The sequence below is a fragment of the Bacillus sp. 179-C3.3 HS genome (assembly GCF_047229225.1).
In the GTDB taxonomy this organism is placed as follows: Bacteria; Bacillota; Bacilli; order Bacillales; family Bacillaceae; genus Bacillus.
This window is the reverse complement of sequence record NZ_JBFEFT010000033.1, coordinates 20,845-32,549: the sequence shown is the minus strand read 5'-3', so window position 1 is coordinate 32,549 and position 11,705 is coordinate 20,845. Positions and strand designations below refer to the sequence as shown.

General features: G+C 41.5%; 11 protein-coding genes. 7 read left to right on the top strand and 4 right to left on the bottom strand.

What is annotated here, in order from left to right:
- Positions 1-102: 102 nt before the first annotated feature.
- A complete protein-coding gene (locus AB1K80_RS16395; RefSeq protein ID WP_412857943.1) occupies positions 103-1,431 on the bottom strand; it encodes a 6-phospho-beta-glucosidase in 1,329 nt (442 codons plus the stop codon).
- A 197-nt stretch (positions 1,432-1,628) separates the two neighbouring features.
- Here AB1K80_RS16395 and AB1K80_RS16390 point away from each other — a divergent pair, with 197 nt between their 5' ends.
- Positions 1,629-2,360 carry a MurR/RpiR family transcriptional regulator gene (locus tag AB1K80_RS16390; RefSeq protein ID WP_412857942.1) on the top strand — a complete coding sequence of 244 codons (732 nt, stop codon included), beginning with the start codon at positions 1,629-1,631 and terminating at the stop codon, positions 2,358-2,360.
- 15 nt (positions 2,361-2,375) lie between these two features.
- On the opposite strand, the gene AB1K80_RS16385 is transcribed toward AB1K80_RS16390, so the two are convergent.
- Positions 2,376-3,578: an MFS transporter gene (locus AB1K80_RS16385; protein ID WP_412857941.1), complete on the bottom strand. Its 1,203-nt coding sequence runs from the start codon at positions 3,576-3,578 to the stop codon at positions 2,376-2,378.
- Positions 3,579-3,718: 140 nt separating this feature from the next.
- Between AB1K80_RS16385 and AB1K80_RS16380 the strand changes: the two genes are divergently transcribed.
- On the top strand, positions 3,719-4,198 hold the full coding sequence (locus AB1K80_RS16380) for an aminoacyl-tRNA deacylase (RefSeq protein WP_412857939.1): 480 nt from the start codon (positions 3,719-3,721) through the stop codon (positions 4,196-4,198).
- A 32-nt stretch (positions 4,199-4,230) separates the two neighbouring features.
- On the opposite strand, the gene AB1K80_RS16375 is transcribed toward AB1K80_RS16380, so the two are convergent.
- Positions 4,231-5,310 (bottom strand): DUF3900 domain-containing protein, encoded by a 1,080-nt coding sequence (locus AB1K80_RS16375; protein ID WP_412857938.1) that lies wholly within the window; start codon positions 5,308-5,310, stop codon positions 4,231-4,233.
- A 319-nt stretch (positions 5,311-5,629) separates the two neighbouring features.
- On the opposite strand from AB1K80_RS16375, the gene rfbF reads away from it, so the two are divergent.
- From rfbF to AB1K80_RS16350, 5 genes are read left to right on the top strand one after another with little or no spacing between them, the layout of a single operon-like run.
- Positions 5,630-6,394 carry a glucose-1-phosphate cytidylyltransferase gene (rfbF, locus tag AB1K80_RS16370; RefSeq protein ID WP_412857936.1) on the top strand — a complete coding sequence of 255 codons (765 nt, stop codon included), beginning with the start codon at positions 5,630-5,632 and terminating at the stop codon, positions 6,392-6,394.
- Positions 6,395-6,398: 4 nt separating this feature from the next.
- Positions 6,399-7,370 carry a GDP-mannose 4,6-dehydratase gene (locus AB1K80_RS16365; RefSeq protein WP_412857935.1) on the top strand — a complete coding sequence of 324 codons (972 nt, stop codon included), beginning with the start codon at positions 6,399-6,401 and terminating at the stop codon, positions 7,368-7,370.
- Positions 7,371-7,382: 12 nt separating this feature from the next.
- Positions 7,383-8,297: a putative nucleotide-diphospho-sugar transferase gene (locus AB1K80_RS16360; protein ID WP_412857933.1), complete on the top strand. Its 915-nt coding sequence runs from the start codon at positions 7,383-7,385 to the stop codon at positions 8,295-8,297.
- Complete coding sequence (locus AB1K80_RS16355) at positions 8,294-9,484, top strand: glycosyltransferase family 2 protein (RefSeq protein ID WP_412857932.1); 1,191 nt, start codon at positions 8,294-8,296, stop codon at positions 9,482-9,484. The genes AB1K80_RS16360 and AB1K80_RS16355 overlap by 4 nt, the downstream gene beginning before the upstream one ends.
- Positions 9,485-10,429, top strand: a complete 945-nt coding sequence (locus AB1K80_RS16350; RefSeq protein WP_412857930.1) for a putative nucleotide-diphospho-sugar transferase — start codon at positions 9,485-9,487, stop codon at positions 10,427-10,429.
- Between the two features lie 20 nt (positions 10,430-10,449).
- Here the strand turns inward: AB1K80_RS16350 and AB1K80_RS16345 are convergent, their stop codons facing one another.
- Positions 10,450-11,688, bottom strand: coding sequence for an MFS transporter (locus AB1K80_RS16345; protein WP_412857929.1), 1,239 nt, complete (start codon positions 11,686-11,688; stop codon positions 10,450-10,452).
- Between the last annotated feature and the right edge of the window lie 17 nt (positions 11,689-11,705).

Here is an 11,705-nt window from a genome sequence, read left to right as displayed (position 1 = left end):
CCTCCTAATTAACACTTTGTTTAAGTGTATCACTAGAAGGGTGTTTTTTTATGTCCCATTTGACTAGGTTAGTCTATCTCTAAGTGCGGTTTCTTCTTTTATTTAAGCTTCCACTCGATTAAAAAACTGTGGTAAATACTCTTTATGGGCTTCGAGCATTTCATCTAAGATGCTTTTGGCAACAGAATCTGATGGGACAAGTGGGTTAATGGTCATGGCGACAAGTGCCGTGTTGTAATCGCCTGTTACAGCTGCTTCAGCGGCTACACGTTCAAATGATTTAATTTGTGAAATGAGCCCTTTGACTGCCACTGGCATTTCACCAACAGCGATTGGCTTTGGACCGTCCTTTGTGATCACACAGTTCAGTTCAACGGCAGAATCATTTGGAATGTCGCTGATCGCACCATTATTGATCGTGTTGACAGGCTGAATGTCATGCTTGTCGTTATAAATGGAGGCGATTAAGTTACAAGCTGCATCACTGTAATACGCTCCGCCACGTTTTTCAAGCTGTGGTGGCTTAATATCAAGATCAGGATCTTTGTAAAGTTCGAATAGATCATTTTCTAATGCACGAACGACTTCTGCACGCGTTCCCTCGGTTTCTGCTGCTTTCTTTTCTTCCGCTAGCATGTCGCTTGTTTTGTAGTAGTAGCGGTGGTATGGACAAGGAATCACGCCAAGCCCTGTTAAGAAATCTGCATCCCACGGAATGGCTTGAATATTGTTCATCGACATCGTGGAGTTTGGATCTGCCATGTCTTTGATCACTTGATCCATGATGCTTTTGCCATCTAAGAACACGTCGAGTCCAAATACCATATGGTTTAATCCAGCAAAGCTGACTTCCACTCTGCTCGCATCTACATCTAGCCCTTTGGCAATGCCCATGCGAATACCGATTGGAACATTACATAGGCCAACGACTTTGCGGTGGTTTGAGTAACGTAGAACGGCCTCTGTGACCATACCAGCAGGGTTCGTGAAGTTCACAAGCCATGCGTCTGGGCATAATTCTTCAATATCTTTGACAATATCAAGAATGACAGGGATGGTGCGGAGTCCTTTGAATAAGCCTCCTGGACCATTTGTTTCTTGACCAATGACATCATATTTTAAAGGAATACGTTCATCCTTTATACGGGCATCAAGAAGTCCAACACGGAATTGAGTTGTAACAAAATCAGCGTCAACAAGTGCTTTTTGACGATCTAATGTTAAATGAACGTCGATTGGGAGTCCTGCTTTTTTCACCATGCGTTTCGCAAGATGACCAACGATTTCAAGCTTTTCTTTTCCTGCTTCAATGTCAACAAGCCATAGCTCGCTAATTGGAAATTCATCATACCGTTTAATAAATCCTTCGATTAGCTCTGGTGTATAGCTTGAACCTCCGCCAATTGTGACAACCTTTAATCCTTTTGCCATCTTCTGCACCTCCGAATAATGTAACGCACCATGTTATAATAGAGAAAAGAACCTTTTTTATTTGTACATATTTAGCTTATCGTGAGATACATGGTGCGTAAATGACTTCAGGCTCTTTAGGCAAGAGTGTCTCATTTAGAGATTTGTTACATAAAAGAAACAACATGCTACATAACGTGTGGGAAAGGGGAAGTGAGATGTTTTCGAGTGAGGTCATTGCCAGCTTTAATGAACTAGAAAGCGCTTTATACCGATATATCATGGAAAACAAAGAGAAGGTCGTCTATATGAGGATTCGGGATTTGGCGGATGCTGCACATATCTCTACTTCATCTGTTCTTCGTTTTTGTCGAAAAGTGAATTGTGAGGGTTTTTCAGAGTTTAAAGTAAAGCTGAAGATGTATTTAGAGTCAGAACAGCCCCCTGCATTAAAAAGCACCCAGCATTTTCTCTATGAATTTATAGAGCGTACCCTAAAAGGGGATTTTGAGGAGAAAATCAAAGAAGCAGCGAAGCTCATTGCTGAGGCGAAAAATGTGCTGTTCATTGGGACAGGTAGTTCAGGCATCTTGGCGCAATATGGCGCAAGGTACTTCTCAAGCCTTGAGAAATTTTCATTTTATATCAATGATCCATTTTTTCCGATGAATATGCAGTATTTAGACAATAGCGTGACGATTGTGCTGTCTGTATCGGGAGAGAACAGTATTACGATTGATCATATTTCAAAATTAAAAAGAGAAGGCAGTAAAATTATTAGTATTACAAATAATCAGCATTGTACGGTTTCACGTATATCGGATTTGAACATCGCCTATTACGTCACAGATGAACGGATCCACAGAGCCAATATCACTACGCAGACACCGGTTGTGTATATTTTAGAAACGATGGCTCGTGATATGTTTGCGATCCTGAAGGGAAAATAGTGAAAGAGCTGCTGCTTAATCAGCCGCTCTTTTTTTCTGAATCATGAAAGTAAGGATGGCGATGCTAGAGCAGACGAGCACAAACAGACCGGCGAACAAATACACAAATCTAGCCCCGAATATATCTGCAATGATTCCCACAAGTAAAATGGATAGACTAACAGATACCGATGAAAGGACAAAGTGAGCGGAATACACTTTAGATAAATAGGAGGCTGGGGTTTCTGTTTGAAGAATCGTTTGCTGTGACACATCTCGAATTTGATAGGCAGGCCCCATGAGGATACAAAGCAACAGGGCGAGCCACGGAAGGCTGTTCACTGCAAAAAGTATGGTGAGCACCGCATATATGAATGAACCTGCTGCCATAAATAGGAGAAGCTGTTTTTGAATCAGTTGATTCATCCATGCAGCCAACACCCCACCTGCAATCGCACCAGTATAATAAGCGGCGTTGATCAATCCCCACCATTCTTCAGTTTCCTTTAAATCCTGCGTGACAAAGGCAAGCGTAATCGTCCCAATCCAGACAGCACCCGCTATATTTTCACAAACATCCATAAAGATCAGGGTGCGGACGGCTTTATTTTTCAAAATAACAGTCCAACCAGCTTTGAAACTGCCCATTGTATTTGTTTTTTGAACAATCTTTTCTTGTTGAAGAATTGGCAAAATAGGAATGAAAAAGAGATAAGAAATCACAATCATGATACATGTGATAACGAGTATATAAAATGGGCCCACGGAAAAGACGAGCATTCCGGTCAATGTATATCCAGCGACTTGAACGATTTGATGAAAAATAGAGGATGTACTGTTGGCTTTCACCAGTTGATTTTCTGGTACAAGCATCGGCAAGATTGCCTGTAATACAGGACTGATCAAACCGCCTGTCAAAGAAATCAAAATAAGTGCAACAAACAGCCAGGACATATGTTGCACAATCAAATGGAATTGTGTTGTAAACAATGTCATCATTCCAAGACGGAAGAGAGGAATCCACTTCAATAAATGAAAGGTTTGAAAACGATCTGTCAATACGGGGGATAAAAGCCCTGCCAGTAGCTGACATAATGTTCTAATCAGTGGAAATAATGAGGCATAGGCAACAGATTGTGTATCTTGATAAATGAAAAAAGTGATGGTCATCACAAAGAGTAGGTCACTTAGCATCAAGAAAGTTCTACTGCCTGTATAAAACCAAAACGTGTTTTCCATATCAAACCGCCCCTTTTCAAAAGCAAGTTCATTATAGCATGTGGGTGAAGTGTAGAGAGATTATTTTGAAAAATTTAACATACGGATAAGTTGATTGTGATAAGCTGATTAAAAGAAAAATAGAGAGTGGGGTTTAGTTATTGAAGACATTACCGGCACATGACTTTTTGGACAAGCACGGAATTGCGTATGAAAGGAAAACCTTTTCTCCTGAAACAGATAAGGGTGCAGCCAATGTCGCGGCAGTCCTTGGCTTTCGCGAGAGGCAAATGATCAAGACGTTGATTTTTGAAACAGGAGAAGGAGAGCCATTGCTTGTGATGGTTGGGGCTGATCAGCACATTCAATCAGGGAAGCTAAAGAAAGCAGCCGGCTCCCGCAATATCAAAATGGCATCACCGGAGACCGTACTTGAGGTGACGGGCTACAGAATTGGCTCAATCCCGCCATTTTGTTGGCAACCTGAAGGTTTTCGCACGATGATTGAAGCATCGTTACTACAGGAAGATCGGTTAGGTGTCGGAGCGGGTGAATGGGGGAATGAAATTCTCATGACACCAGAGCAGTTACTCAAAGCTTCGAAGGCTGTACCTCATGATCTTGTTCAGGTGTCAGAATAAAAAAAGTGCCTAGACAATGCAGGCACTTTTTTTTATTCTATATCGGAATCATAGGCTTTTTGTGTAAGGTGACTGACAACTTCTTTTAATCCGTTTGGTTTATGAAACTCGACCGGTGTGCTTCCTTTTTCAAATACGATTTGATCTGCTTCCACTAACACGACATATCGATTGTTTAGCTTGGCAAGATGGATTGAGTGTCCAAAGTCGGCTAGAAGCCCTTTGATTTCTGTTTCACCTAGTCGCATTTTCATCGTGATATCAGGTGTTTGTTCCACAATGTGTGAAGCCGCTAACGTGACTTGTTCAGTATCGAGGTGTTCTCGAATTTCGCGTTTTTCACTTGCTTCCCAGATTTCGAGATCTTCTTCGAATTGCTTTAATTCTTCGCTTTCATCTTGTAATGATTCAATGACTTGTTCCTGTACGATATTCATGACCTGCGATTTCATGATTTCAGGCATGGATTCGCCGTATTCTACGAATTTAAGAAAATCCTCAAAATAGCGAGCATGTGATGACTGATGTATCTTCACTTCAGCCTCTTCTGTCATGCCTTCTTCTGGCATGTGCGGATATTGAATGGATTTCATATTTTTTGTTGTGATCGCCATTTCGACTTTTCGAATCAATGTCGATGTATCGGCAATCGATGCCACTTTTTGTTCAAAATCGCATTTCATAATAAAAACAAACGAGTCATCGAAATACTTTTTCGGAACAGCAGACGCCACTAAAAAGACGCCACCCCTCACAGCACTTGTATCCAAATATGTGCGTACAAACTGTTCACTACAGTCATTAAATGTGTCTTTTGTGTCTGCGAATCTCGTCTGGTGAAACAAATTGTAGTTTGGATTCGAATCGAGGTCATGACCTGGTTCGACAATGAATCGACCAATTTTGGTAGGGACTTGTTCAGATTTAGGGTGTCTGTCGACTTTTCGTTTGACGATTTTTTTTAGTTCTCCGTCTAGAAAGTCTTTCAGTTCACTTTGTTCAAATTCCTCTTGGTCTAATGTTTGATAATGTTTAAATCGCTTGTTTGCTTGTTCATCTTTGCCTTCTACTTCGACGACAAAGAATGATAGAAAGCGTATTGTAAAATCCACTTTTGGTCACCACTTTTTCTTCTTCGGATATGTTGAGTATAGGAAAAGGAGAGAAAATCGTCAATGAATGGGGAAAAAGTGTGTCATTATTTCCCGAGAAATGTTTTATGAATAATAACGTGAAGAGTAAGAATACCATTCTCGCTCTTTTTTATTTCTAAAAATAGTTAAATGTTAGGTAGCACACACTCTCGTTTTGACATATGAATAGAGTAGATTCAAAACCTGATGTCGGACAAAGTATGAAGATATGTATACTGTTTTCCCGCATGAAATGAGGTTTTAATCGAAAATTTTCATAGAGAGATGAGGGGAGAAGATGAAGGCAGTCATTCTCTGCGGAGGAAAGGGAACGAGAATGAGTGAGGTCACACAAGCGCTTCCTAAACCACTTGCTATGATTGGAGATCGACCTATTTTATGGCATATTATGAAAATCTACCAGTATTACGGTGTAGATGAGTTTATATTATTGCTTGGATATAAAGGAGAGAAGATCAAGGAATACTTTCTCAACTATGATTGGCGTCACCATAGCATAAAGCTGGATATGTCGACAGGTGAGATGAAGCTTTTAGGGAAATCGGAGAATTGGAATATCACGTTTTTAGATACGGGTCAGGAGACGATGACAGGCGGGCGGTTGAAAAAGGCACAAGACCATATTGGTGATGAGACATTTATGATGACATATGGTGATGGGCTGGCGAATATCAACATGTTTCATTTGCTAAAACGACATCAGGAGCTTGGCGCAGCTGCGACGGTGACAGGTATAGAAAAGACATCACAGTATGGGACGTTGAAGGTGTATAACGGCATGGCACAATCCTTCTCTGAGAAGACAGATCATATCGGGATGATCAATGGAGGTTTTTTTGTGTTGTCTCCAAAAGTATTTGATTATTTATCAGACGAAGATGATTGCGTGTTTGAAGCTGAACCGCTTCAGCAACTGGCGAATGATGGACAGCTGGCTGTGTATGAGCACCATGGCTTTTGGACAGCAATTGACACGTATAAAAATTTAAAAGAAGTGAATCAGATGTGGGCCGAGGGTAAACAACCATGGAAGGTATGGTGACGACATGAGTTCATTTTGGCAAGGGAAGAATGTATTTGTGACTGGGTGTACAGGACTGTTAGGGAGTTATTTGGTCAAAGAATTGATTGATCAAGGGGCGAACGTGACAGGGCTTGTGCGTGATCAAGTGCCGAGATCGAATTTATATGAAGGTAGTCAATTTGAAAAAATGAACGTGGTGCATGGGGCATTAGAGGACATGCAGACAATTGAGCGTGCTTTAGGAGAATACGAGATCGATACAGTCTTTCATTTGGCGGCTCAAGCCATTGTAGGTGTCGCCAACAGGCATCCTATTTCCACATTTGAAGCCAATATATTAGGAACATGGAATGTGCTGGAGGCTTGTAGAAGGCAGCCGCTAATCAAACGAGTGATCGTCGCTTCAAGCGACAAAGCATACGGTGATCAAGAGCAGCTTCCATATGATGAGAACATGCCGCTCAATGGAAAGCATCCATATGATGTGTCGAAAAGCTGTGCCGATTTAATTTCTCATACGTATTACAACACGTATGGGCTTCCGGTTTGTATGACAAGATGCGGAAATCTATATGGAGGCGGAGATTTGAATTTCAACCGAATCATTCCGCAGACGATTCAGCTTGTACTAGAGGGAAAGGCTCCAGAAATTAGAAGTGATGGCACTTTTATTCGTGATTATTTTTATATTGAAGATGCAGTAAAAGCCTATTTGTTATTGGCAGAGAAGATGGAGGAGAAAGGACTGGCAGGAGAAGCGTTTAACTTTAGTAATGAAATTCAACTGACGGTGCTAGAGCTCGTAGATAAAATCTTAAAGGCAATGGGGAGTGAGCTAAAACCTCGTATTCTTAATCAAGGAACCCATGAAATCAAGCATCAATATTTGTCGGCAGAGAAAGCGCGAAAGCTACTAGATTGGGAGCCTGACTATTCCATTGATGAAGGGTTAGCGAAAACGATAGATTGGTACCGAGAATTCTTTAAGAAGTAGAGGTGTCAAAAGGTGAACAGCATATATTGCACTGTTCTATCAAAAGGGAGACTTTATCAAGCGATGGCCTTTTTCTTATCGTTGAAGCAAGTAGAGAATGATGCTGTCATCAAGACGTTATGTATGGATGATGCGACCTTTGAGCTGCTTCAGCAAATGAATTTCCCACATGTCGATCTTGTCCACGTCCGTGAGCTTGAAACGCCGGTGCTTTTGAATGTGAAAAAGGAACGAGACGACTCCGAATATTGCTGGACATTAAAGCCTGTTTGGATTGAATGGTTATTTGAGCGGGAAACGCCTGAATGGATCACGTATTTGGATGCGGACTTGTTTTTTTATGAAAGTCCACAAGTCGTTTTTCAAAACCAACCGAATGCCTCTGTTCTATTGTCTAGAGGGGATATTGTTATTCCAAGCTTTGAACCAGAAGAAGTGAAGAGGCTGCAAAAGCTTTTAGGTCGCTATAACTCTGGCTTCATTCACTTTAAGGGGGATGAAGCTGGTCGCAAGTGTCTCAATTGGTGGAAAAAAGAGTGTCTAAAAGAATGCAAAAATGCGCCAGGAGAAGGGAAGTTCGGTGATCAAGGGTATTTGGATCATATGCCAGAGTTGTTTGACAATGTAGAAGATATCGAAACAAAAGGCGTGAACATTGGTCATTGGAATTATGGACAACATACCTTTCATCGCGACGAGAATGGGCGTATTTTAATAGATGATCGGCATCCGCTCATTTGCTATCATTTCAGCGGCTTTCGAATCGTGAGTCAAGACCAGATGCAACAAATTCATGAAAAAGGGCGAACCGATTTACCATTTTTCCAAGAGGCTTATCGCGATGTGCTTCGTCACGTGATAGAGTCAGTAGAACAAGTCAATCCGATGTTTGATGGTTATGCCAAACTGGAGGAGGATGACGCATGAAGGACAAACCAAAAGTAAGCGTCATTATTCCTAGCTATAATGCCAAGGAGCGTTTAGAGGGAAGTTTGGTTTCTTTCACGCTTCAGGAAACGGATATTCCATTTGAAGTCATTGTAGCGGATAATGGGTCCACTGATGGGACAATGGAAATGCTTGAAGAAATAGAAGTCAATTTTCCGTTTAAAAAAGTCCGGATTGATGTCAATCAAGGGATCGCGAAAGGGCGAAATCATGCCATTCGAGAAGCAGAGGGAGATCTTCTTATTTTTCACGACAGCGATATGCTGGCAGAGCCACAATTTATCCAAAAGCATGCAGAGGCACATGCTGATCAAGAGAATTTGGTGATTTGTGGTGTTTGCTGGAAGCGGATTTATCGTTATTTCTATCCTTCATTTGATCAAGATCATTTGAAACGATTAAAAACACAAGGTCTTTATAAAAGAAATATGAAGAACAAAACACCACTATTATCAATGGACGAAGTGAAAAGTGGTGCATTCTTAGAAAAAAGTTTTGATTTGCAGTCTGAATTTATTGATACCCTCAAAGACATTTTAGAGATGTATGATGGTGATTTGGGCTCTTACGAACTGCCTTGGCGTTTTTTCATTACCAATAACTCCTCTGTGAAACGTAAGCATGTGCTGGCGTTAGGAATGTTTGATGAAAAGATTGTTCGCTATGGCTTTGAGGATTATGATTTAGGGATCCGTCTGCATCAGCTTGGTCTGTCTTTTGAATTACGGGAGGATATTTTAAGTGTGCATCAGGAGCATCCGAGTAATTTAACGTCCTTTGATGACATCAAATATAACATATTGTATATGTGCGAGAAGTATAATGATATTGATTCTATTGATGTTCATTTGGCGTTCTCTAGTCCTTTTTCTCATACTGTGACGAATGATATTGTCAAAGAGATTCGTCAGCTGCGGAAGGACCCTAAATTTGATGGGCTATTGTCCTATTTTTTAGAGTTGCTCCATTTGATCACAGAACGAAATGTAGGCATCAAGCGGGCCAAACGAGATGCACTGACTGCGAAACATTTCCCTCTGAAGAAGTTGTCAGGGGCGGCTCAGCTTGCACGGCAGGAATATGGCTGCCATCTTCTTGTTGAAGCCATACAAGGTTTAACGAAAGAGCTATTACGTGTGGATCTGTTTCAAGTGGATGTGTTGTAGATGGCGTCATATCATTTTACAACCATTGTGTCGAATACCCATGTCTTTAAGCTACTGGCACTGATTCATTCACTTGAACAAAAAGCCCATGCTTTTAAGCTGTCTGTCTTATGTGCGGACCCTTTGGCTTATGAGGTTTTGCGTCAGTTTCCTCATCCGCACGTCCAATATCAGCAGATTCACGAGGTAGAAGATGATGCGTTACGAATCGCCAAAGAAAACCGCACGTTTCATGAGTATTGTTGGACATTAAAGCCTGCTTTTCTTCAGAAAATTCTTGAGTCCTCTGATGCTGATTATCTCGCTCATTTGGATACGGATTTGTATTTTTATCATGATCCAGAGGCGATTTTTGCAGAGAATCCACTGGCTCATTTGTTTCTGACCGATCATATGAATTCTGCACGGTTCTATCACTTTTATCAACTATCCGGTCGTTTTAATACAGGATTTGTAGGTTGTCGTAATACAGACATTGGCAAACAAGCTGTGACGCAATGGAAAGAGAATTGTATTGCACATTGCACAGTGGAAATGGATCAGGAAAAAAAGACGTATGGTGATCAGCGTTATGTCGAAAGATGGATCAACGATTTCGAAGGTGTTCATGTGGTCCAGTCAAAAGGCGCCAATGCAGCGATTTGGAACATTGAAAATTACAAGCTATCAATTGTTGATGGAGAAATCTATCTCGACGAAAATGCGTTGCTTTTCTATCATTTTTCTGCCTTTACGATTATTGATCAGAATACGTATAATCTCAATTGGTATTACTATATGAATGATCAGAAGCTTGTGGATCACCTTTATATCCCGTATGTTCATGTGATTCATCAAAAGATTCAACAAGTACAAGAGGTATTTCCTCAATTCCAGCAAGGGTTTATTGCGAAGAAGCATGTGCCAGACACCCATTTTTATGAGATTTTAAAAAACCGCTCATAGTGCCTGAGCGGTTTTTTGTTTTAAGATTCATTCCAAGTGGAGACGGTTTTGTCATTAGGGAGTAGAAAGGCGATGATACCGAACATTGGTAAAAAGGCGGTTCCGATCATTGTCGGTGTTAAACCAAAGGCATCAATGAGTGAGCCGAGGGCAACCGATCCGATCGCACCCATTCCAAACGCAAGCCCTACTGTGAGACCAGACATCGTCCCAATTTTCCCGGGAAATAGTTCTTGTGCATAAACGACAGTCACCGAAAAGCTCGAAGTGAGGATCAGTCCAATGAAACCAAGTAAAACGTATGCAAGAACAGGTCCGGCAAAAGGTAAGATCAGTGCAAGTGGGAATGTTGCAAGTAATGAGACCAAAATGACATTTTTTTTGCCGAATCGATCTGCTAGTGGCCCACCTAGAAATGTTCCAATGGCACCTGAAATGAGAAATAAAAAGATATAAGTTTGCGATTCTTTAATGGTCAAACCATACTGTTCAATGGCATAAAAAGCATAGAAATTGGAAATGGCATTTCCGTACCATGAGCGCGCAAAAATAAGAAAGACGATCATGCCAAGAGCTGTAAGTGCTGCTTTGCGATGTATATGAGGTCTTGCCACGTTCGTGTGATTTTTTTTCGCCTGGGCTCTCATCGTTTGTAGCTGTTTTGCGTACCATCTTGAAATATAGAGGAGAAAACAGACCGCCACCATGCCAACAATGGTGAACCAAGCGACCCCTTGTTGCCCAAGAGGGACGAGCATGAATGCTGCAATAAGTGGTGCAAATGCCTGGCCTGTGTTACCACCTACTTGATAGATTGATTGGGCTAGTCCACGCCTTTGCCCAGCGGCCATATTGGCAACACGTGAGCCCTCTGGATGGAAGATCGCAGAGCCAAGTCCGATGAAGACCACACAAAGCAAAATGGTTGCAAAGGAAGGGGCGAAAGCAAGTCCGAAAATGCCAATCGCACTTGATAATAAGGCAATCGGAAGTGCATAGGGCATCGGTCGTTTATCCGTATACCAGCCAATGGCAGGTTGCATGACCGAGGAAACCATATTTAAAGTGAACGCAATGAGACCTAATTGTGTAAAGGTCAGCCCCATTGAGCGCTCTAAAATGGGAAACATAGCAGGGATGACAGCTTGCAATGTGTCGTTAAGCATGTGACAAATCCCGATGATGAGTAAAATGGGATAAACCGTCGAGCCTGTTACGGTCTGTTGAGGTTTATCTTTTGCACGAGCAGTAATTGCCAATGGGACGTTCTCCTTTC